Origin of the sequence: Fastidiosipila sp., assembly GCA_012511175.1 — a bacterium.
Taxonomy (GTDB): Bacteria; Bacillota; Clostridia; order Saccharofermentanales; family DTU023; genus UBA4923.
Map to the genome: position 1 here is coordinate 45,576 of JAAZGO010000033.1, position 23,494 is coordinate 69,069.

Annotated in this window: 17 protein-coding genes, 2 tRNA genes and 1 other RNA gene; 16 read left to right on the forward strand and 4 right to left on the reverse strand. The window is 56.6% G+C overall.

From position 1 onward, the window contains the following. Positions 1-30 precede the first annotated feature (30 nt). From GX839_07265 to GX839_07275, 3 genes are all read right to left on the reverse strand, one after another. Positions 31-2,022: a V-type ATP synthase subunit I gene (locus tag GX839_07265; protein ID NLB05253.1), complete on the reverse strand. Its 1,992-nt coding sequence runs from the start codon at positions 2,020-2,022 to the stop codon at positions 31-33. A gap of 1 nt (position 2,023) precedes the next feature. Continuing rightward, positions 2,024-2,344 carry a hypothetical protein gene (locus GX839_07270; protein NLB05254.1) on the reverse strand — a complete coding sequence of 107 codons (321 nt, stop codon included), beginning with the start codon at positions 2,342-2,344 and terminating at the stop codon, positions 2,024-2,026. 153 nt (positions 2,345-2,497) lie between these two features. After that, positions 2,498-3,712, reverse strand: coding sequence for a 1-acyl-sn-glycerol-3-phosphate acyltransferase (locus GX839_07275; protein NLB05255.1), 1,215 nt, complete (start codon positions 3,710-3,712; stop codon positions 2,498-2,500). 153 nt (positions 3,713-3,865) lie between these two features. On the opposite strand from GX839_07275, the gene GX839_07280 reads away from it, so the two are divergent. The 16 genes from GX839_07280 to GX839_07355 all read left to right on the forward strand — a co-directional run bounded on the left by GX839_07280 (position 3,866) and on the right by GX839_07355 (position 21,289). Then, positions 3,866-4,741, forward strand: coding sequence for a hypothetical protein (locus GX839_07280; protein NLB05256.1), 876 nt, complete (start codon positions 3,866-3,868; stop codon positions 4,739-4,741). 68 nt (positions 4,742-4,809) lie between these two features. After that, the gene (locus tag GX839_07285) at positions 4,810-6,744 is read left to right on the forward strand and encodes an ABC transporter ATP-binding protein (protein ID NLB05257.1); all 1,935 of its coding nucleotides are present in this window, start codon (positions 4,810-4,812) and stop codon (positions 6,742-6,744) included. Next, positions 6,744-8,528: an ABC transporter ATP-binding protein gene (locus GX839_07290; protein ID NLB05258.1), complete on the forward strand. Its 1,785-nt coding sequence runs from the start codon at positions 6,744-6,746 to the stop codon at positions 8,526-8,528. Before GX839_07285 ends, GX839_07290 begins: the two co-directional genes overlap by 1 nt. After that, on the forward strand, positions 8,525-9,025 hold the full coding sequence (locus tag GX839_07295; GenBank protein ID NLB05259.1) for a DUF2752 domain-containing protein: 501 nt from the start codon (positions 8,525-8,527) through the stop codon (positions 9,023-9,025). Before GX839_07290 ends, GX839_07295 begins: the two co-directional genes overlap by 4 nt. 89 nt (positions 9,026-9,114) lie before the next feature. Then, positions 9,115-10,638, forward strand: a complete 1,524-nt coding sequence (locus tag GX839_07300) for an FMN-binding glutamate synthase family protein (GenBank protein NLB05260.1) — start codon at positions 9,115-9,117, stop codon at positions 10,636-10,638. Between the two features lie 59 nt (positions 10,639-10,697). Next, positions 10,698-13,163, forward strand: coding sequence for a penicillin-binding protein (locus GX839_07305; protein ID NLB05261.1), 2,466 nt, complete (start codon positions 10,698-10,700; stop codon positions 13,161-13,163). 140 nt (positions 13,164-13,303) lie between these two features. Continuing rightward, positions 13,304-14,140 (forward strand): purine-nucleoside phosphorylase, encoded by an 837-nt coding sequence (locus GX839_07310; GenBank protein NLB05262.1) that lies wholly within the window; start codon positions 13,304-13,306, stop codon positions 14,138-14,140. A gap of 4 nt (positions 14,141-14,144) precedes the next feature. Next, positions 14,145-15,449 (forward strand): amidohydrolase, encoded by a 1,305-nt coding sequence (locus GX839_07315; GenBank protein ID NLB05263.1) that lies wholly within the window; start codon positions 14,145-14,147, stop codon positions 15,447-15,449. Between the two features lie 136 nt (positions 15,450-15,585). After that, the gene (msrB, locus tag GX839_07320; GenBank protein ID NLB05264.1) at positions 15,586-17,412 is read left to right on the forward strand and encodes a peptide-methionine (R)-S-oxide reductase MsrB; all 1,827 of its coding nucleotides are present in this window, start codon (positions 15,586-15,588) and stop codon (positions 17,410-17,412) included. A gap of 4 nt (positions 17,413-17,416) precedes the next feature. Next, positions 17,417-17,647, forward strand: an RNA gene (ffs, locus tag GX839_07325) — signal recognition particle sRNA large type. A gap of 13 nt (positions 17,648-17,660) precedes the next feature. After that, positions 17,661-19,313, forward strand: a complete 1,653-nt coding sequence (gene dnaX / locus GX839_07330) for a DNA polymerase III subunit gamma/tau (protein ID NLB05265.1) — start codon at positions 17,661-17,663, stop codon at positions 19,311-19,313. Between the two features lie 42 nt (positions 19,314-19,355). Then, positions 19,356-19,676, forward strand: coding sequence for a YbaB/EbfC family nucleoid-associated protein (locus GX839_07335; protein ID NLB05266.1), 321 nt, complete (start codon positions 19,356-19,358; stop codon positions 19,674-19,676). A 2-nt stretch (positions 19,677-19,678) separates the two neighbouring features. After that, positions 19,679-20,284, forward strand: coding sequence for a recombination protein RecR (gene recR / locus GX839_07340; GenBank protein NLB05267.1), 606 nt, complete (start codon positions 19,679-19,681; stop codon positions 20,282-20,284). Between the two features lie 20 nt (positions 20,285-20,304). Next, positions 20,305-20,964 (forward strand): hypothetical protein, encoded by a 660-nt coding sequence (locus GX839_07345; protein NLB05268.1) that lies wholly within the window; start codon positions 20,305-20,307, stop codon positions 20,962-20,964. Between the two features lie 147 nt (positions 20,965-21,111). Further along, positions 21,112-21,198: transfer RNA gene (locus GX839_07350), tRNA-Leu, on the forward strand. A 15-nt stretch (positions 21,199-21,213) separates the two neighbouring features. Beyond that, a tRNA-Met gene (locus GX839_07355) sits at positions 21,214-21,289 on the forward strand. Between the two features lie 178 nt (positions 21,290-21,467). Here the strand turns inward: GX839_07355 and GX839_07360 are convergent. After that, on the reverse strand, positions 21,468-22,913 hold the full coding sequence (locus GX839_07360; protein ID NLB05269.1) for a zinc-ribbon domain-containing protein: 1,446 nt from the start codon (positions 22,911-22,913) through the stop codon (positions 21,468-21,470). Between the last annotated feature and the right edge of the window lie 581 nt (positions 22,914-23,494).

Sequence of the window (23,494 nt, forward strand, 5' to 3'; positions counted from 1 at the left end):
TTATGCCTGTGTGCCGTAAGGCAGGCTGTTTCAAGAGGCGCGCTTGGCCTCTATGTTCACTTTACAGGTTTCCGGCTTTGCCGGCTCGATCCTGACATAAGTCGTCGAACGCCGCAGGGGATTCCAGAAAGAACCGCCGCCGACAAAAAATTTGCCGAACATCTCAACGTACTGCAGACGGCAGGAATGGACAAAAGCGGAAAGGGCGGAAAGAGCCAGATTCAGCGTATGGCCGAAGACACCAACCAGTGCAAACAGGATGTAACCGAAAAGGGAAGGTCCCGCCAGCATACCCAGCATGTTGATGACCGTTGCGATGACACTGGTAGCCAGAACCAGGGCCAGGATCCGGGCATAGGAGAGAATGTCACTCAGATAGGAGGTGATGCCGTAAAGGGCGCCCAGTCCTTTGATCAGCCGCTTGAAGGGATTTTTGATGCCGTGTCCGGCAAAGAGCAGGCCGAAAGCGGCGCCCGCCAGAGCCATCCATTGACCCACGCTCTTCAGGGTTTCGACCGTCCCGGGCTGTCCTGACAGGCTGCCCGCCCCCAGCATCAATCCCAGGCCGGGGATGATCAGGTACCAGGTCACGGAATCGGCCAGACCCCCGATCAGGTTGCCCTTGATTTTTTCGTTGCGGATGTGAATCCCCAAGCCGAAAAAGAGGTGGATGACCCCGAAAATCATGCTGAAAATCAGGAGCTGAACCGGGGAATCCATGGGGTTGAACCAGAGCATGGGAAACGACGCTTTACCACCGCTCAGGGCAGTGACCATGTCGCCGAAAAACCCGCCAAAGACAAAACCCCAGAGCACAGAAGAGATACCGGAGATGAAGAGCATCATGCTCATCTGCCGCATGCCGCCTTCAACCTTCTTCTTAAAGAGCATGTAGGCGGTACCGGCCATCAACATGGCCCCATAACCCACATCACTCAGCATCATGCCGAAGAGAATCATGTAAAAGGGCGCCATGACCGGCATGGGATCCGTTTCATGGCTGCTTGGCGCTCCATACATCTCGAGAACCACCTCGAAAGCCCGCACCAGGGGATTGTTTTTCAGCTTGACGGGGGTTTCCTCGCCTTCTTCCGGCGGCCTGCTGGTCCAGGCCAGGTCAAATTGCCCGGCCAGATCGCTGCCGATTTTTTCCGCCTGGTCCGAAGGAACCCAGACATGAAGAAAGAAGGTATAAGAGGTAGCCTGGGTTTTTTCCCCGGCTCCGGCCCGGTCGTAGCGGACCAGCAGATAGTCATGCAGGGTCATCAGGCGGCCGCATCGCCCGGCGATCGCCTCCAGCTCCCCATCCAGGCTTTCACAGGCAGCTTCCGCTTCTTCGATCTGGCGCTCAAGCGCATCAAGGGTCGCCCGGGCCGTCCCAGTAAAGGGCAGCGAGGGGATATCGTGGAAAGCGCAGGAAGCAAGCCGGGCCCGCACACGCGGGAGCTGTTCATTCATGGTAACGATGGCGGTCTTGGCCGGGAAAACACCTGCCTCTTCCAGGGAGTAGACCGCCGTCAGCGGGAAATCCCGCAGCACATCGGATCGAAAGGCGTCAAAGGAAGCAGCATCCACGAAGCTTCCGTAAATGATCGCTGTCCTGGAGGTTGCCTTTTCAGTCAGGTCGAGAGGGACGCTGCGCCAGGGCATGAGCTGGTCGATCTGTTTTTCGAGCAGGCTGATCCGGTGACGCATGGATTCTTCCTCAGCAGTAAGTGACTCATAATCCGACACAAGCTGACGGAGTTCCGACTCCTCCTCTTCGGTGAAGGCGAACTCATCCTCGGTGACTGTCAATTTGTTTAGCGACAGCTTTTTCGCAGCTGGAAACCGCGCCTGCAAACCCGCAATGGTGCGGGAAAGCCGGGCCCGCATATCGAGATTGTCAGCATAGGCCCCTCCTTGCGAGGGCCGGACGTCATGCTTCCCGCTCTCGTCGATCTCCGCCACCCCCGAGCGCATCAGTGCGTCGATGATTTGGTCACGATCCGCCCGCACTCCCAAGATCGTCATTTTACTCATTTTAACGATGCTCAAGGAGGTCAATAATCCTTTCTGCAAGGGCAGCTGCTGCCTGGTCCAGAAGACTTTGGGGAAACTCAGGAGATCCTGAAATTTGAGCAGCGGACTTACCCTCAACCAGGTCCCGGTAGCGGGCTTGCGCTTCTTCCATCTTTTCCTGCCGGCGGCTTGCCGCCAGCTGGTAGGCCCCAGCAACCCGGTCACTTGCCTGCTGGCGGGCGGCCTGGCGTTTCAATTGCGCTTCCTCACGTGCCTTTTCGACCAGCAAAACAGCCCTGGCTTCGGTTTCCTTGATTTCCTCCAAAAAGTCGCGATCCGCCACGATTCTCCTCCTCAAGGGGGGCCCTGTTCTTCTCTTCCGCTGCCCGGCCGGGAGCGACACAAAAAGGGGCGCCGGCCGGCCCGTAAACAAGACAAGGGTAGCATATAAAGCTTCAAAACAAAAGAAATAAAGAGGCCTGCGGCCCGGTCAGGATCAGGAAAGAAAGCGGTCAAACCGGTTATCCCTTGACCAGACATAGCGGCTGTAATCCGTGAGCAGGGCAACGAATCCCTCTTCCTGCGGGTAGGCGCGCCAGATGATCTCCCCGTCCGGCAGGTTGACAAAATGCCCCGGATCGCAGTAGAGGGAAGGGGTCGTTTCGATCTCAAAAGAAAACGGCGGGCCGCCCCGGTCATCAAAAAAGGAAAGGCCCTTTGAGGACAGGACCAGATTCCCGAAACGCTCATGTTCCTGCGGATCGTCTGCCTGACCGATATTTTCAAGAAAGGTCAGCCGGCAACGGCTTTCAAAGCAGTCATTTTCACCCAGTTTTTCTTCCATCCGCTTTCGCTGCCAGACAGCGAACTCGAGGGGATGATCAAAAGGAGCCGGAGATCCCGGCGAAGCGCTGAAAAAACCGGCTGCATCAACACGCAGGCTCAGCTCACAGACTGAACAGAAAAGCTTTCTTTTTTCGCTCCGCATGACCAGGGGCCGATCGCATGACGGGCACCAGTGACAAGCGTAGGACAGCTTTTCGGCCCGCCGGCGGGAACAAAACCTGGCAGGGCGCTTGCGCTCCAATTGCCAGCTGTAGTCGTCCACGTTGAGGACACTGACCAGCCTGCCCTGGATCTCATCCACCGGAAGCGATACTGCTTCCTCAGCCGTCAACAACAACCGGGTCTTGACCTCCATTTTCCCGGGACGCGGCCATTTGGCCCATCGCGGCCAGCCCAGGTAGCCGCCCCGGCAAATTACAGCGGCAACCGGCGCCTTCAGATGCTTGATCAGCTTGGCCGTCGCCAGTCCGAAAGGGGTCATGTTGCCCGCGACCGACCGCTGAGTTTCGGGGTAGAGGGCCACGGAACAATGATTGGCGATTGAGAGGATGATCTCCTTGGTTGTTGAGAAGTTGACACGGAAAGGCTTGATCTCAATAATGCCTAGTTTCCTGAACAGCGGGCCGAGAACCTTCCAGTTGGCGATCTCCTGGCCGGCAACAAAACGGATGCGCTGGTCAGGAAGGGCCGCGGCGCAGACGGCTGGATCAAAATAGGCAACGTGATTGCCTACAATAAAATAGGGGCCGCCGGAAGCGGCAAGCCGGGGGTCCCGATCGTAGCGAACCCTGTAAAGCAGCTTGAACAGGAAACGGACCAGGAGCAGGAAAAAACCATAGGTCATAGGCCGGGGCGATTGAATCATCCGGCGGCTATTTCTTTCCTTTTCCTCATCTCTTGCCAATATGGCGCCCCCTTTTCATTTATGCCACATTATTTTAACATCTTCGCGCTAGAGTTGGGGCAGGATCCGGCCTTGAGCCGGAAAGGTCTGTAGGAGAGGGTTCGGGGACTGCCCATGGCAAAATACTGTTTCTACTGCGGCCGCCAACTGGAAGACAATGAAAAATGTGACTGCCGCACGCGGCCGCGTGTGTCAGACAAGAACCCGGATACTTCTTCCCCAAACAGGGAACAGGCACCTCCTTCTGCTGCGAGAGAAGGAACCGGGGAAGACCGGTCGCAAACCTTCCGTTCCGGCAGCTGGCAGCACCGGCAGGAGACGGAACCGCTGAAAAGGAAATCCAGGAGCCGGACCGGCGGCCCATCGGCCACTTATGGCTCCAACCCTGCCGACCGGATCCGCCGCCTGCAATCCTTTCTCAGTTTTTTTGCGGCCCCGGCCGATACCATGGCCCGCGAACTGACACCCTATTGGACCCGTTCCCACTCCATCTGGCTGACCGCAACCATCGCCCTGTCGGGTTTCCATTACATGATTCTCAACCGCAGCCTGACGGCGCTTTTAAGTGGTGAAGGTCCAAAGCTGAGCCTGGGGGAGGCCCTGCTTTCCTGGATCTCAGGATCGGTATTCATGGCCCTGATTCTCATTCTTTTTACCCTGACCCTTTGGCTCCTCGCCCGCTTCCTTTACAGGCAGGGCGGTCTGCCCTTCCTTCACACGCTTGCGGCTGGAAGAGTCTCATGGAAATACCTGACCTTGTTTTTGCTCCTGGCCCTGCCCTCCCTTTTTACCAGGGCATCCGTCTACGGCCTGGTCCTGGTTCTGATGGGACTCGTTTTCGCTGTCATGGTTCATGCCAGACAAGTCGCTTCCCTGACCCGGCTCGACGAAAACAGAAGCTGGCAGCTGTCCTACCTGGCCATCATCATCTTCGCCGGCATCCTCTCCTCTGTGACCAGCATGGTCCAGATGCTCAAACTGGTGCGTTAGGCCGTCAACCCTTCCTTGCAAAACTGCTATAATTGGGAGCGCTGATTGTGGAGGGGACTTGATTCGCCGTGCTGAAAAAACTAAAAAGACAATACCGATGGCTGCTTGAAAAATACCGGCGCGAATACCTGATCGCCTTCGCTTGCGTCTCCATCAATTACCTGGTTTCCGTACTGCCCCCCTGGTTCGCGGGCCGGGCCGCCGACCAGATCTTTAGTTCCAGCCTGACCCTGGGAGGGCTCCTGGCCCAAGTCGCCCTCATGCTGACGGTGACTTTGCTTGCCTACATTTCCGGCTATTTCTGGTCCTACTACCTGATCAAGGCCTACGACGTGACAGAATTGATGGCGCGCCAAAGGACTTTTTCAAAACTGCTCAACCAGAACGCCCCTTTTTTTCTAGCCCAGTCAACAGGGAGCCTGATGGGAAAATCGACCAACGACGTCTCTTCCATCGCCGAGATGGCAGGATTCGGCATGATGATGCTTTTCGATTCAACCCTTTACCAGCTGGTGATTCTTGCTATCATGGCCATCAACGGCTCCTGGCAGCTGACCCTGCTGACCTTCCTGCCCTATCCGCTTCTCATCTTCTTCTCCAGCAAGGTGGGCAACCGGATTTATTCGGAATATGACCTGGCCCAGCAGGCTTTTGACGACATCAACGACCATGTCCTTGAAAACATTCAGGGAATCCGGGTCATCCGGGCTTTTGTCATGGAAGATCAGGAGAAGGCGCTTTTCGCGGAGCGGACGGGTCATCTCTTCAGGCAGAACATGAGAGTGGCCAGGCTGGACGCCCTCTTCATGCCGGCATCACGGCTGATCCAGGGCAGTTCCTTTATGATTGCGCTCCTGGTGGGAGCCAGGCTGATCGGCACGGGAACCATCACCATTGGCCAGCTCATGTCCCATGTCTTCTACCTGGGCATGCTGGCCTGGCCCATGATCGCCATGGGGGAGTTCATCAATATCTCCCAGCAGGCAACGGCCTCCATGGACCGGGTTCAGGAGATCTGGGACTGGCGGGAGGAAATAGCGGACCCCCCCGATGCCATCCCTTGTGAATCGATCGGCGACATCACCTTCGACCGCTTTTCTTTTTGCTGGCCCGGCCAGACCAAACCCATCCTGAAAGACCTGTCCTTCACCATCCGCCGGGGTATGACCGTGGGCGTTGTCGGCCGGGTCGGATCGGGAAAAACAGCTCTTTTGAAGCAAATCCTGCGTTTCTACCCCCAGGAAGCTGACCTGCCTTCCGTGAACATCGACCCCTCGCTTCCCCCGCCAGCTGAACGCTTGCGGATTAACGGCCTGCCCATCCGCCTCTTTGACAGGCGGAGCCTGAGACGGCACATCGGCTATGTGCCGCAGGAGAGCAACCTTTTCTCTCTTTCGGTCCGCGAAAATATCCTGATGGGCGCCCGCTCAGCTACGGACGGCTGGCCGCCCGGCCAAGAGGACCGCGACCGGGAAATCGCTTTTTGGAAAAAACCCTATCGCGGTATCGTCAGGGAAATTGAGGAGCGGGAAGCGGCAACGCCGAAACCGTCCTCTGTATCGGATCAAGCCTTTGAAGAGGTCCTGCGAATCGCCGACTTCGCCAAAGACCTGGAGGCCCTGCCCGAGGGCCTTGACACCCTGACAGGTGAGCAGGGGATTGCCCTCTCAGGCGGGCAAAAACAACGTCTTTCCATCGCCCGGGCTCTCCTGGGCGATCCTGAAGTCCTGATCCTGGATGACTGTCTCTCGGCTGTGGACGCAATCACGGAGAAAAATGTGCTCCAGGCCCTGACCAGAGAGCGGGCGGACAAAACGACCCTGGTGGCATCCCACCGCCTGTCTGCCGTCCGGGACGCTGACCTGATCCTGGTTCTGGAAGACGGCGCCATCGCCGCCCGGGGCCGGCATGAGTCGCTGATGGCAGAGGGCGGCTGGTATGCTGAACAATTCGAATTGCAGCAGCTGGAGGAGCGAAAATCAACAAGAGAGGAGGCCATGTGATGGACGCAGATAATACCGGCAAATCCCGATCCAGTCTCTGGCGCCTGACCCGCTATGCCCGATATGCTGTCCCCAGCCTGGCAGCCGGTTTTATCATGACTGTACTGACGGTCGGCCTGGATCTGGTTGGACCCTATCTGATTTCGCGTGTGCTGGACAACGAAATTGTCATCGGCCAAGGCATGCGGGATCCACAGGTTTTTATTTATATGATCCTGTTCTATGGCCTGACCCTCCTGTTTTCGCTGGTCACCCGCTACGGAGGGAGTGTCTTTAACCACAAAGCAGCCAACCACATTTCCGCCATCATGCAGCAGGAAATTTTCAGCCATGTCCAGCAGCTGCCGGTCGCCTATTTTGACACCCTGGCAGCCGGCACCGTTGTTTCGCGCATCACCAACGACACCAAGGCCGTCCGCGTTTTCTTCACGACGGTCCTGTCCCGTCTGCTTATGGCCGGGGTCTTCGCCCTGGGCATTCTGGTCAGCCTGCTCAGCCTGGATTGGCGGCTCTTCCTGGTCGCCTCGGTATCTTTTCCCATCCTCTTTTTCCTCTTCAGGGATTTTCAAAAAAAGTCGCTGAGCTACAGCAGAAAATACCGCAAGGGCATCAGCCGGCTCAATGCCAACCTGAACGAGTGCATCAACGGGATTGAAGTCATTCAGGCCTTCAACCGGGAGCGCGACATGTACGATGGCTACGGACGGATCAATGACCAGGTCTTCAAAAACGGCCTGGGCATGACCCGGCTGCACTCTTACAGCGGCTGGAATGCCACGGATGCGCTCAATTACCTGATGTTCGCCCTGGCCCTCCTCTACTTTGGACTGGGCAATATCACGGGCTCCAACCCGGTGCCCATCGGTTCACTTTACCTGTTCATCGACTACATGCTGCGGTTTTTCGCACAGATGAACCAGGCCATGCAGCATCTGGGCAACCTGGAGCGGGCAAGGGGCGCTGCCGACCATATCTTTGAGCTCCTCAACCGCCCGGCACTCGCTGATGGCGGTCAAATCCTCGACCACTTGGAAGGCGACGTGGCTTTTGAAGAAGTCACTTTCGCCTATAAGCCGGATGAAACGGTTCTTCAAGATGTCAGTTTCTTTATCCCCCGCGGCGTGACAGCCGCCTTCGTTGGCCAGACCGGCGCAGGCAAGTCCACCCTGATGAACCTGCTCTTTTCCTTCTATGAGCCGGAAAAGGGCTGCATCAGGGTCGACGGCTTCGACCTGAAATCCCTGAACAAACGATCGGTGCGGAAGCATATGGCCATCGTCACCCAGGAACCTTTCCTCTTTACAGGCACCATTGAATCCAACATTACCTTGAACCGTCCCGGCCTTGGAGCGGGGGATGCCTCTGCGGCACTCATCGAAGTCGGGGGCGGCGCCTTTCTCGCCCGCTTGGCCGACGGCATTAAAACGGAGGTCAGGGAGCGCGGCAGTGAGTTCTCCGCTGGGGAACGTCAGCTGATTTCTTTCGCCCGTGCTCTGGCCCAGAATCCCACAGTCCTGATCCTGGACGAAGCGACTTCCCACATCGACTCCGAAACGGAGGACATCATCCAAAAAGGCATCGAACGTCTTTCGCGGGGCCGCACCACGCTCATCATCGCCCATAGGCTTTCGACCATCCGCCATGCCAGCCGGATCTACGTCTTAAGCCAGGGGCAGATTGTCGAGTCGGGCAGCCACCAGGAGCTGATGGCAATGGGAGGGATCTTTGCCGATATGGCAGCCATGCAGACCCGGCAGAGCCGGACCGGGGGAGAGTGGCCATGACTTGCGGCAAAGACTCTGACAAAAAGAAGAAAACTGACAAGTCCGTGCGCCGCAGCCCCTGGATGACGGCCCTGCTTCTCGGCCTCTTTTTCTTTTTGGCCCTTGAACTCTTCGGTTCCTCCTGTCTTTTTGCCCGGGTCTTTGGCATCCCCTGCGCAGGCTGCGGGAGCAGCCGGGCCTTTTCCCTGCTTGTTCAAGGCCGCTTCCGGGAAGCCTTTCATATGCATCCGCTCATCCTGGTCAGCTTGGCCCTCCTGCTTGTCATCCTGACTTTCATGATCATGAAGCTTCTCGCGATCCGGAAAGGACAATCCTTCCATCTGCCCCTCCCGCCCCGGACGGTCCGAGCCATCTTCTTTTCCCTGATCGGTCTTTACCTCCTGGTCTACCTGATAAGAATGATCCTGTACTTCCCGCACACGGAGCCCATGTGCTACAACCCTGACTCTGTCTGGGGACATCTGATCGCCCTGTTATGGAGCCTGACGAGGCGCTGACAGCGGTTTTCCCTTTCCCCCTGATTGATCGGGCCCCGCCATCTGGAGTATGCTGATTAAGTTAGCCGGGTTAAGAAGGAGGATTCACCATGACCTATTCACCCCATCTATCATCTGCTTTCAACGACACCACCCTGAGAAGCAAACATGTTTCCCCGCTGTCGGGCATGTGCTCCTTTTGTACCCAGGAATGCCCCGGAACCTGTGAAATTGCCCTGGCAGCCGTTCTGGGCAAACAGACCGTTTACCCGACCAACACCGGCAATAATCAGGTCGCCTCGGAAAAGGACTATCCCATCGATTTTTCGCATTTCAACATCAATGGCCGGGTATTCGGGGCCCTGGGAGCCGGTGAAAGCTATGAGGAGGCCAACATCTACCGGGTCAACCTGAAAAGGACTTATGGGAAATTCAAACCGGTTGAGCTGACCATGCCTCTCATTCTGCCTGCCCTGATCAAGCTCAACTGGCAGGACTATTTCGGAGGGGCTGCCATGGCGGGTGTCTCCTGTGTCATCGGGGAGGAGGCCAGGGACAAGGATCCCCATCTCAAAATCGAGAAGGGCCGGGTAACCCATTTCCCCGCCCTGGAGGCCATGCTGGATGCCTTCCGCCGCTATGACCGGGGCTATGGCCAGATTGTCCTCCAGTGCAATGTGGAAGATGATCTGTTGGGGGTTCCCGAATACGCGGTTGAAAAGTTCCGGGCCGACGCCATCGAGTTTAAGTTTGGCCAGAGCGCCAAGGGCACCCAGCCTGCCCGTAAATTGAAGGACCGGGAGGAGGCGCTGGAGAAACAAAGGGCCGGCATGCTGGTCTTTCCGGATCCCATGGATCCCGGCATCATCCAAAAAGATGAGGAAGGCAGCTGCCCCTCCTTTTTTTCCTACGCACGGCTGCCCCTCTGGGACGAGGACTATTTGATTCCCCGGATCCGGGAACTCAGGGAGATGGGAGTCACCAATATCTATCTGAAAATGGCAGGCTATGACCGGCGGGATCTTGAAAGGGTTTTGAGGCTGGGAAGCGAAGCCGGGGTCGACATGATCACTTTCGACGGCGCCGGCGGCGGCACAGGGTACAGCCCCAACAAAATGATGAATGAATGGGGCCTGCCCGCTATCCTGATGCAGGAAGCCCTGTCCGGTATCGTCAAAAAAATGAAAGAGGAAAACCTCCCCCTCCCCGCCATCACCATGACCGGCGGGTTCAGCTCTGAAGATCAGGTATTTAAGTCCCTGGCCCTGGGCGACGGTGCTGTCACTGCAGTGGGACTGTGCCGAGCAGCCATGGCGGCGGCCATGACGGGGAAAACAATCGGGGAAGAGATCCGGGCCGGCCGGGTTCCAAAACTTTTCCGTTCCTTCGGCCAGACAGTGGACGAGATCTATGCTGACCTGGCAGATTTGCGCTCCATTTACGGTCGCCAGGCCAACCATTTCTCCCTGGGCGCTGTCGGCGTCTTCTCTTATCTCAACAAAATTGCTTTCGGCTTGAAACATCTGGCAGCCCTCAACCGCAAATTTGACATCGCCAGGCTGGATCGAAGCGATCTGATCCCCCTGACGCTGGAAGCCAGGGAACTGCTCCGAGGGCAGTGGTTCAGCGCATGACGCGGCCTTCCCTTGGCCTGCTGTGCTAAAATAGTGGCACTTCGAGAGGTTTTTAGCAGATGAAGGACAGGGATCAAAAACAAGGACAAAGGCGGGACGGACCCCGTGATGAACGCCTCATGGCCGAGGCGACGCGGCGCGCGCCCGGCATCGCTGCCAGGAACGGCAGGCAGCCGCGTCCGCCGGTTCGTCAAGCAGGGACGGCGTCCTCTTCGATGCACACCCTGCCTTTGGAAATTCGTCAAAGCCGAAAATACAAAAAGAGCAAGCGTGTCCTCAGAAAACGTGTGTCCGGCCGCCCCACAAGAAGCATGACGGCCGCATCGGTACCCTCAGCCGTTTGGTCAGGCGTCAAAAAAGCCCTCCTTCTTGTCACGGTGATTTTTCTGGCCATCATGGCCTTCGTCGGAGGCAGCGGGCTGGGCATGCTCTCAGGCTACATTTCAACTGCGCGCCCCCTGGAGATCAAGGACATCAAGGAGACCTATGAGGCGACCTTCATCTACGACAAGAACGGCCAGCAGGCGGCTGTGCTGACCGGTTCGCAGAATATCCTGCGTGAATACGTCCCCATCTCCGTCATCAAGCGAACCTACATCGATGATGCCTTCATCGCCATCGAGGACGAACGTTTTGAAACCCACAAGGGGATTGACCCCAAACGCATCGCCAACTCGGTTGGCAATGTGTTTTTAAGTTTCGGGACCGACACCCACGGGGCCTCCACCATCACGCAGCAGGTGGTCAAAATGATGTCGGGAGCGGATGACCGCTCCGCTCAAAGAAAAATTCAGGAATGGGAGCGGGCCATTGATCTGGAAAAGAAGCTGTCCAAGGACCGGATCATGGAACTCTTCGTCAACATGGTGCCCATGGGCGGCCAGTACGTGGGAGTCCAGTCGGCGGCCAAAGCCTATTTCGGCAAGGATATCTCCCAGCTTGATCTTGCGGAATGCGCTTTTTTGGCAGGCATTCCCAACCTCCCCTCCATATACAATCCTGCGACTGAGTATGGCAAGCGAAATGCCCTGCGGCGGATGCGGATCACCCTGGGCAAGATGCTGGAAATCGGGAAGATTACTGAGGAGGAATACCAGAAGGCACTCGACCGCGAGCTTGTTTTCAAGAAAACGGAACAGCAGACAGGCTCCGGCACCGTCAACTCCTATTTTATCGATGCGGTGATCAATGAAGTGATCGAGCAATTGATGTCTCAGCGCGGCTATTCACGTCAGCTGGCCAACCTTGCCGTTTTCCAGCACGGCCTGACCATCGAGACCACCCTGGACCCGGAGATTCAGCGGATGGCTGAGGTCAGTTTCCAGAAAAAAGAGCTGTTTTCAACCAATTACGATGCCCTCCCTGAAAGCCCCCAGATCCCCCAGGCAGCCATCACGGTCATCTCCAACCAGCCTGAATCTTTCGGCCAGATTGTCGCCATGGTCGGGGGCTTTGGTGAAAAAAAGAAAAACCTGATTTTCAACCGGGCCACTCAGGCCTACCGCCAACCGGGATCATCCATCAAGCCGGTTCTTGTTTACGCGCCCGCCCTGGACACGGGCCTGGTGACTGCGGCGACCGTCCTGGTCGACGAAGAGAAGCACCTGGATCCCAGAAATCCCGGCCGCTCATGGCCACGCAACTCAGGCGGCGGCTACAACGGACCGGTCACTATCCGCCGGGCACTTCGCCAATCACTCAACACCATCGCTGTTGAAGTCTATACCGAGATCATGAATCCCTCCATCGGACTCTCCTACATGAAGCACATGGGGGTTGACCGGACGGATGAACCCCAGCCCGCAGGTGCCTTGGGGGCCTTCGCCTGGGGCATGAACAGCGTGGAGATGGCCGGCATGTTCACGGCACTTGCCAATCACGGGATTTTTACCGAACCCTATCTCTTCACCCGGGTACTGGATGCCGACGGCAATGTCCTCCTTGAGCACAAGCCGCGTATCGAGCAGGTCTTCTCGGTGGAGACAGCCGACCTGATGACCAACCTCCTGGTCGACACGGCCCGCAATGCCGGCTGGATCAGACCCTTCGTGGGAATTGGAAGCCAGCCGGTGGCCGGCAAAACAGGAACATCGGACGAGCGCATTGACCGCTGGTTCTGCGGCTATACGCCTTACTACACGGCCGCCGTCTGGTATGGATTCGACAATGCCAATGGCCGGCGTACGGAAATCAACAGCAGTGACGTGGCCAGTCCCATCAAAATCTGGCGCGACGTCATGTTCCAGATTCACGAGAATCTTGAAGTGAAACAGTTCTCCATGTCAGATAAGCTGGTGTCAAGACAAGTCTGTGCGGAGTCGGGCATGCTTCCAACCGAATACTGCCCGGAAGTCATCACCGAGTATTTTGATTCGACCAAAAGACATACTTTCCCCGAGCTGCCCTGCACCCTCCACAGTGAACCCATCGAGGAAGAACCGGAACCGACAGAACCGGAACCGACGGAGCCGATCATTATTGAGCAGCCGGATAACAGTCCCCCCGATGGGGACGGTCACCCCTAGTCTTCTTACCTTGAAGTTCGGATTCGCTGCTGCCTGCGCCGGGAATCCGGCCTGTCTTTCCGGCTTCTCCTGACCCCTCGCGGTATGAGATAATGGACGGCGAAACGAGCAGAACACCCGTCGATCAAAAAGGAGGTTACATGTCCATGCCACTGAGCCTTGAAGAATATCAAAAAGCCGCAGATTGGCTTAAAGAACAGACCGATGTCCGGCCGCAGTTCGCTGTCATCCTTGGATCCTCGCTTGGTGCCATTGCGGACCGAATGGAGGGAAGGAAGAGTTTTCCTTACAGCGACATTCCGGGATTCCTGCTTTCAACCAACCCCTCCCATGCCGGGGAGCTGGTATTCGGATACCTGGGCAGCCGCCCCACAGTCATTATGTCCGGCCGTTTTCATTATTACGAGGGCTATTCCTACCAGGAGCTGGCTTTACCCGTCCGCGTCCTCTCTCTTTTGGGCGTTAAGACCCTGATCACCACCAATGCGGCGGGAGGCGTCAACCTCAACTTTCAGGTCGGCGACATCATGGTGATTTCCGACCATATCAATCTGGTCGGTGCCAGCCCCATGACCGGCCCCAACATCGAAGCCTTCGGGCCCCGTTTTTTTGATGTCACCTGGCTTTATACGCCGGCGCTCCGCAGACTGGCCCACCAGACAGCCGCATCACTTGACCCCGCCCTGACCCTGGTCGAGGGAGTCTACCACTTCTGTACGGGACCCCATTTTGAGACACCGGCCGAGATACGTGCCATCCGCACCCTGGGAGGTGATGCCGTCGGCATGTCGACTGTGACTGAAACCTTGACGGCTGCCCATTGTGGCATGGAAGTCCTCGGCTTCTCGCTGATTACCAACATGGCTGCCGGCGTCCTCGACCAACCTCTTTCGGATGAAGAGGTCGGTCTGGTGGCGCGGGCCTCGGCTGACCGGATGGGGGAACTCATCGAGGCCATTATCGCAAGGAAAGGATAGAGGCATGCTATTTCACGACATCGCTTTGATCGACAGGGAGGGCAAGACCCGGGAACACATGAATGTCCGCGTGGCCGGCGCCTGGATCGATGCCATTGAGCCCTGTACCGATACGCTGGCTGAGGCACAGGCCCGGGAAAAAGAAGTCTATGACGGCCGCGGCAAACTCATAATCCCCGGCTTTTTCAATAACCATTCCCATGTCCCCATGACGCTGACCCGGGGCTACGGAGAGGACCTGAGCCTTTATGACTGGCTTTACAAGCGTATCTTCCCCTTCGAGGCTTTGCTGACTGAAGAGGATATGTACTGGGGAGCCCTCTTGGGGATCGCTGAAATGCTGAGAGGCGGCACCGTTTCCTTCACGGACATGTACATGCGGATCCAGGGAATTTTCCGGGCTGTGACCGAGTCAGGCATCAAGGCCAGCCTGTCCAACGGCCTGACGGGCGACGCCTCGACCGTACTGGAGCAAACCGCCTGGTACCGTGAGACGGAAACCATGATCAGGGATGCCCAAACTTCCAAGGGGCTGGTCATTGCCAATGCCTCACTCCACGCTCAGTACACGAGTGCGCCGGAGCTGATCCGCCAGCTGTCAGATTACGCCCGGGACCGCAAGCTGCGAATGCATGTCCATTTATCCGAAACCTTGGAAGAGCATGAGGAATGCAAGGAGAAATACGGCAAGACCCCTGCCTGCTACCTGGCTGACCTGGGCCTTTTTGATGTGCCGACCACGGCGGCTCACGCCGTTTATATTGAAGGCAGCGATTATGACATCTTGAAGAACAAGGGTGTGACCCTCAGTCATCAGCCCTCCTCCAACCTGAAAATCGGGAGCGGCTTTGCCGATGTCAAAAACTGGCGCGATCATGGCATCCGGGTCACCATCGGTACGGACGGCGCCGGCAGCAACAACAACCTGGATATGATTGAGGAGGTGACGCTGGCTTCTTTCCTGGCCAAGGGCCTGCACCGGGATCCCCTCCTCTTTTCGACAGGAGAGCTTCTAACCTTTGCGACCCGTAATGGGGCACTGGCCCAGGGACGCGAAGACACGGGCCTGCTGGAGGAAGACTACCGGGCGGACCTGGCAGTGGTGGACATGACGGGCTTGAAGTTCCAACCGGTTTACGACTACGGCACCAGCCTTTTTACCAATGCCAACGCTTCCGATGTGGCCCTGACCATGGTCGATGGCCGGGTTCTGTACAGGGACGGAGAGTTTACCACCATTGACATTGAGAAGGTTATCCGACAGGTTTACCGGATCCGCGACGAAAAACTGGCGGCCCTGGGCGGCTGATTCTCTTGATCGAAGGTTTTCTCCAAAAGTTGATAGGGATCCGAGCGGATCCCTATCGAGGAGACGTATGAAGAGGTGTTGTCGTAGCATTTCGCTACGAACTAAATATAGCGCCCGTTTGTTGAGCAGAAACAGCATGAATTTGAACAATTGTCACAATTGCGTGATCGTAAGCATACGAAATCCATTTTTTCGAAAATTAGCCTTCCTCCTGGCCTTGGTCCTGACCGCGGCAGCCCTCCTGCCTCTTTCCGCCTGCGTATCTCCCAAGGACTCACCTGACCTGACGATGCCTTACCTCTCACGGACGGATGAGCGGCCCCTTCAGATTCCCACGGACTATCCCCTGACGGAAAAGGAAGCGGCCAGAGCCGCGACCGCCTTCGATCTGCCCCTGGAGAGCTACGACCTGCTCCGGCCCGGCGGGGCGGTCGATCTTTCCCTGCTCGAGGAGGTGGTCATCTTCCGGGTGGTCGACGGCGACACCTTGATCGTCATGCGCGATGACCGTCCGGTCAGGCTACGGCTCATCGGGCTTGACGCGCCGGAATCTTATTCGCATCACGATGAAAAAATGAGGACGCACCAAGGCGAATCGGTCTCGCGGCTGGTCACCGCCTGGCTGGATGGCCGGCCGGCTTACCTTCAATTCGACATGGAGGCGACCGACCCCTATGACCGGCTCCTGGCTTATGTCTGGCTGGACGCCCACACCATGGTCAATGAGGTCCTGGTTCGTGAGGGATTGGTGTGGCAACACCGCTATCCGCCCAACACAAGATTCAACGACTATTTCGAGGAACTCGAAAAGATGGCGAAACAAGAGAGGCGCGGTATCTGGGGCGACGGCGGAAAACCTATTTTTGGTTATGATGAAAACAATCAAAGAACAGGGAGCGGCAATGACGTGAAAGAGAAAACAATTTATCTGGCGGGCGGTTGCTTTTGGGGGGTCGAGCGCTATTACCAGCTCCTGCCGGCAGGCATTTTGAAAACAGAGGCAGGTTACGCCAATGGAACGGGCGCCCACCCTTCCTATGAGGAAGTCTGCCGCGGCAACACCGGCTTCGCTGAAACAGTCCGTGTGGTTTACGATCCCGGTGAGATTTCACTTGAGGCCATCCTGGCCCATTTTTTTCGCATCATTGATCCGACGACCCGGGACCACCAGGGTAACGATTACGGCGACCAGTACAGGCCGGGTATTTACTATGTGGATGAAAACGACTTCCCGGTCATCTGCGATTACCTGGACGCCAGGCGCAAAGATTATGCCAGGCCCCTGGTTGTCGAAGTGCTTGAACTTGTCAATTTTTACCCCGCCGAAGATTGGCACCAGGACTATCTTCTCGCCAACCCGGCAGGTTACTGCCATGTAGACCTCAGCCAGGCTGAACTACCACTGCAACCCTATGAACTCCCCCAGGACGGCGCCGAACCGGTCTACTCCGGTAACACCCTTGACCCCGGCCTTTTTGAATCGCATTTGACCGGCAAAGCAGTGTCCGCCTCTTTTGTGCGCCCTTCCAGGGATGAACTGCGGGAACAGCTGAATGACCTCCAGTACAAGGTGACACAGGAAAACGACACGGAGCGTCCCTTCGCCAATGCCTTTGACCAGATTTTTGAGCCGGGCCTTTATGTCGATGTGGTAAGCGGCGAGCCGCTTTTCAGCTCCCGGGATAAATACGACGCCGGCTGCGGCTGGCCGGCCTTTAGCCGGCCGGTGGCAAGAGGCGCGCTGGTCTACAGGGATGACACCAGCCTCTGGCGCAAAAGAGTGGAAGTTCGAAGCGGGGGCGCCGACTCACACCTGGGCCACGTTTTCGAGGACGGCCCCCCCTCTTCCGGCGGCCTCCGCTACTGCATCAACAGTGCAGCCCTGCGTTTTATTCCCCTGGAAGACATGGAAAAAGAGGGCTACGGCGACTGGATCGATGAAGTAATCGATGCCGCTCCCTGAGACAGCCTTCCGGCCGCCTTATGTTAAAATTAAGGGTGCCTGCCGGTGCCTGGCCATAATCGCCGGTCAGGCCCGGATGAGAGGCCGTATCCGAGCCGCAACTGAATGCGGGGCCCGTGCGATGCAGGCCTGTGAACCCCGTCAGATCCGGAAGGAAGCAGCGGTAAGCGGACCCCTGTATGTGCCGCGGGGAAACCTGGTTCGGTTGCGGCTCGGGTACGGCATTTTGGAAGGCATGAGGTGTCATCATGACGGAAATGGATAATCTTGCTCTCTACCGGCTGTGGCGGCCGCAGACTTTTTCTGACATGGTCGGCCAGGAGCAAGTGGTTTTTCCCCTCCGTCAAAGTATCATTGATCAAAAATTCTCCCATGCCCTGCTTTTTTCCGGCACCCGAGGAACCGGCAAGACCTCATTGGCAAAGATTTTCGCCAAAGCCATCAATTGCCTGAATCCTGACCGGGGGGATCCCTGCAACCAGTGTGAAATATGTCTGGCAGCCAATGACGGCTCCCTCATGGATATCAATGAGATCGACGCCGCCTCACACAACAGTGTGGACCATATCCGCCGGCTGACGGACGAGATTGTCTTCACGCCGGTCCGGGCCGCCTATAAGGTTTACATCATCGATGAAGTCCACATGCTGTCCCAGGGCGCCTTCAACGCCCTGCTCAAGACTCTGGAGGAGCCTCCTGCCCACGCAGTCTTTATCATGGCGACGACGGAACCGCACCGGATTCCGGCCACTATCATGTCGCGATGTCAGCATTTTCAATTCCGCCGCATCCCCAAGGATCAAATGATCGAGCGACTGGCCGAAATCGCCAAAAGCATACCGCTTGCCATCGAAGATGACGCTTTGGAGATCATGGCCCAGATCGCGGGCGGGGCGCTCAGGGATGCCATCAGCCTCCTGGACCAGACACGGCAGCTGAAAGCGGAAAAGATCGGGCGGGATGATGTGCTCCTTCTTGCCGGCCGTGTGCCGGATGAGTTTCTTTCTGAAACAGCCCGGTCCATGATCCGGAACAACCCCGAGTCCCTTTTGACCAATATCCAGGAACTGGTTATGTCCGGGCGCGACCTGACACGATTCGTGACGGATCTTGGGGGCTTTTTCCGAAACCTTCTGGTTGCGCGTGTATCCGACAAGCCCGAATCTTTGATTCAGATGCGTCACGAGGACATCAGTCAGCTCCAGTCGATCGCGCAGCAATCGACGGCCTCAGGACTGACCGATGTCATCGTGGGATTGGCCGAGCTTCAGTCCTCCCTCCGCTTTTCGCCCGACATCCGGACCTCCCTGGAAATTGGCCTGCTCCGGCTGGCTTCCCTGACCGGGCGCCAGGCTGAAGTGCCCGTACCCCAAAAAGATCCGGCAAGCAAAGAAAGACCCAAAAAGGAGACTTCTCTTCCCGCCCCGCAAGCGGTTCCCGCCCAAGCCAAATCACCTGCCCAGGAAACCTTTCAAGCTCCGGACAGTTGCGGCGCACCCGGCAGCGAAAAGATTGAAACCCAGGAGGGAGAGGAACTCTTGCTCCCCGTCTGGCGGGACATCCTGGATCTGCTTTTAAGGGAACGCCGCTTTGACATTTCACTTTGCGCCCGGCCGGCCCGGGTCATGGTCAGGGAAGGTTTCTTTGACATCCGCTTTGACAACAATCTATTCGGCCAGTATGCCTGTTTAAATAAAAGGGAGAGCATCGAGCTGATTGAAGAGCTTTTGCTGCAGCGGACGGGCAAACGCTACCCGGTCCGCATCACACTCGACGAATCCCTGGACCAGTCGGTTGGCGCGACAGCGGAATGGCGCTGGCTCAAGGATGCACGCGACCAGGCCCTGAGCGAAAGCCTGCCCGAGCCTTTCAGCGGCGCGGACAATCCCCAAGGAGGTTAACCCATGGCAAAAGGAAGACGCGGAAGCTACCCGCAAGGCGGCATGCGGGGCGGCAATCAGATGAGTCAGCTGATGAAGCAGGCTCAGAAGATGCAGGAAGATCTGGCCGCGGCTCAGGAGGAGGTTGCGCTCATGAAGGCGGAGGCGACTGCGGGCGGCGGAATGGTGCGCCTGGTCATGGGAGCGGGACATCAGGTGGAAACCCTGGAAATCAATCCCGATGTGGTTGACCCCCAGGATCTTGAGATGCTGCAGGACCTGCTTACGGCAGCCTTCAATGATGCAGCCAGCCAACTGGATCAGATGACCCAGGAGCGCATGGCCGAGGTCGCAGGCGGCGGCCTGGGCCTGCCGGGATTTTAGCCATGGCCTACCGCTTCTCGCCCGCCATCGCTCAACTGATTAATACCCTGGCCAAGCTTCCCGGCATCGGTCAAAAGACAGCGCAGCGGCTGGCTTTTCATATCCTTGATGAATCGCGTGAAGATGCCCTGGCACTGGCCGAAGCCATCCAACAGGCCTGCGAGAGTGTCAGACTCTGCTCGGAATGCTGCAATCTGACCGAGGAGGATCCCTGCCAGATCTGCACGGCCAGATCACGCGACCGGACCCGAATCTGTATTGTCGAAAACCCCAGGGATGTCGCAGCCATGGAGCGCATTCATGACTTCCGGGGTCTCTATCATGTCCTCCACGGAGTCATCTCCCCCATGCATGACATGGGTCCTGAGGACATCAAGCTGAAGGAACTTTTTCAGCGGCTGCAAAACCACAGTGAAGTGGAAGAGATCATTCTGGCCACCAACCCGACCATCGAGGGTGAGGCGACCGCCCTTTATATCGCCCGCCTCTTGAAACCCTCGGGGATCAAGGTCACCAGGATCGCCCACGGCATCCCCATGGGTGCGGCTTTGGAATATGCCGATGAGGTCACCCTGGCCAGGGCCTTCCAAAACAGACAGGAAGTGTAGCCCGGCCAAGCTTCCCCGCCATGCCACTGCTCCGATTGATCCTCCGGCTCTTTTTTCGCAAACCGGCCATGTTCGGTCTTGACAGGATCCAGAGGGATCAGCCAGCCGTCTTCGTCAGCAATCACCTGGGCGCCCACAGCCCCATTCTTCTGACCCTCCATTTCCCGATTCCCTTCCGCCCCTGGGCCCACGCCCATGTGACCCGGATTGCGGACTGCCGCGACTACCTGGAAGAAAACTTTACCCGCCACTCGCTGAAGCTGAAGCCGCCTTTCAGCCGCTGGCTGGCAGCCCTGCTGGCCAGGCCGGCGGTCTGGGTCATGCGAAAGGTCCGGGCCATTCCCGTCTACCGGGGCAGCCCGGCCATTCATCGAACCTTTGCACTCAGCCTGGATACCCTGAAAAAAGGAGACTCCCTGCTTATTTTCCCCGAGGACAAGTTCACACCTTTTTCGGACCGGGTCCATGACTTTTTTCCTGGCTTCACCCTCCTGAGCCGCCTTTATCGCAAGGAGACGGGACAGGAACTGCCGTTCTATCCCCTCTATGTGGACAGGAAAAAACATACCGTTCGGATTGGTCAGGCCATGGTTTTTGGAGCGGGCGAAACCAGCCGGGGCAAGTACAGGGCCATGGCTGGCAAACTCCGGGATGCGGTCGATGCCCTGGGCCGGAACTGATCCTTTTTCCTGTGCCTGCAGGCCATTGAGGTATGAATACCAAACTTTCCAGGGCATTCAAGACACCCTCTCAAGCGGCTAGCCGACCCCTTTTTGCCTTGACAGTTATCTTTTCGCGTGGTAGAGTGTCTTAGCGTTTCAAGTGCTGCTCGTGTGGCGGAATCGGCAGACGCAGCGGACTTAAAATCCGCGGGATTCCAATCCATGCCGGTTCGAATCCGGCCACGAGCACCAGTGGAACACCCACACCGCGGAGTGGAGCAGCTGGTAGCTTGTCGGGCTCATAACCCGGAGGTCGCAGGTTCGAATCCTGCCTCCGCAACCACAAAGAAAAGCTCTTCTGTCTGCCAAGGCAAAAGAGCTTTTTTCATGTTTTTGAAGGCCAAACAGGCATAAAACCAGTCATTTAGGGCTCACATCGGACAAGAAACACCGACAGGCAGCCTCCGTGCGGTGCCTTTTTGGGCAACACCAGAAGGCTTCTTAGGGCCATCCTGCCCCCCTTATATGCCTGTTTTGTTGCCGCAATTTGCGCAGAATGATGCGCCCGAAGACAGCGGCGCACCGCACTGTGGGCAGAAGGCATTTTGGGCCGCCGGTTTCGGACTTTGTGCAGGCGGAGGGTATGCGCCCGGGGCATAGGCCGGATGTGCCGCTGCGGTCTTGCGTTTTTTCCGGCTTGCTGCGACGGCGATCACGGCGATCAGCACGATGGCAAGTACGCCACCGCCGATCGCGAGGATCGCCCAGAACGGGAAGGCCGTCGTTTCGCCACTAATTTCCAGTTGCCCAAACTCTTCCTCCCATTGCGCAAATTCGTCCTTCACGTTGAATTTCTCGATCTCGCCCAAGCCGTCCTTCGTAGCCGTGACCATTTCGCCTGCTTCAACCCGTACGGTATGTCCTGTCGCAAGATCCCTGAATTCAGCTGTCCCTTCCAGCACTTTCAGGCTGCTTTCTTCACCATCGTCCTTGACCACAACAACCGTGCCTTTGATCGAAGTATTGGCACGGCTGGTTTCGATCCCAAAGTTTTCGTTGTAATCCTCCTGTGAATACCACTCGCTTAACGCATCACCCAGTCTTAATAACATCCCGCCAACTGACCGGACGTTTAATTTGTACTTTTGCTTGATTGTGACTTCGGTGCCCGGGCGGAGCATCAGTATGCTGTGCTCATAATCTTCCAGCCCGATAATTGCACCCTTGTTTTTTGGGGCGATGATGGTGTCGCCAACGCAAATGACCGTATGGGTATCCGCCATTTCCGTTTTATTGGAACCGGCACGCCGGATATAGAGCATCTCGGTCCCTTCGTTATTGGCTTTGAGACGCAGATTGGAATCTCTGGACGACGGCGTTTCCTCCGGCTCCCCGGTTTCCTCCGGCTCCTCGGTTTCCTCCGGCTCCTCAGTCGGCGCCTGGCTGAACGGCAAGGCACCCTGTACCGTCAACATGACCGTAAAAGAAAGCTCTTTGTCCTGTGTCAAATCCTTGCCTGCAAATGTCAATGAAACGCTGCTATCCCCTGGGTTTGCAATCCCTGTAAATTCAGCTTGTACATAGGAGACCGTGCATTTCAGGCTCGCATCCTTCTTAACACCGTTGAAATCTGCCTCATAGAACAGATTGCCGTAAAACCCGCCTGTAAGCGGGTCGTATTCGCCCGAGATTTGGCCCTTGCCGGTGTCCGATCCTACATAAGGCGCCCACGCGCCATCCGGCATTTCGTACTCTCCCGATTTGCCCTCCGCTGTTCCGGAGAGCATGTATTTTCGCTCTTGTTCTGAAAATTCCGCTTCAATCTTGATGTTCTTGAAGAATTGCCTGAGCGATGCGTTTTCAAGATTATTTCCGCTTATCTCTCCTTGTGCCAGCGAAAATCCGGATGCTGCGGCAAATGGCGACTGAACAGAAACGAACAACAAAAACGCCACCAGTGTGATCATTATTAGCTTTCTCATAGCTACATCCTCTTGTAAGCTGTTTCGACAATGAGTTCATGGCACTATTTTGATAACCACCTTCATTTCTTCCAGTCTTCTACCCGCAAAACATGCTTTTTAACAATCAAAATAATGGATTGTTTTTCACCTAACATATACGGCTAAAACGATGCCAAATCAATAGAAAAAATAAGATTTTCGATCTTTTCCGAGCTCTTCAGTTGACCGAATTTATGTTTTATTTTGTGATGAAAAATGATCACCACCCGTAATATAAATGGCTTGATGAACCGATATCAACTATTCTCTCTTTGAGCAAATGGAAAGCGTTTTTTGCGATTTTCCCTGGCCTTGCTTCAAGTTTGTCTATTTCACCTCTCAGAGAGGAACGAACCCTCCTGTGCCACTGTATGCTGTTGCCGTTCCCAATCCAGATTGCATCCGTATGGACTTTTCACTGTTCGAGTAACGTATTTGTAGGTCGGTAGGAGAAAAAGAGATTCCTCCCTAAACTGCTAAGGTGAGTAAAGCACACACCGCCTTTGCGGTTGAAGGAGGAATCTCATGGCAATCATACAGGAAAT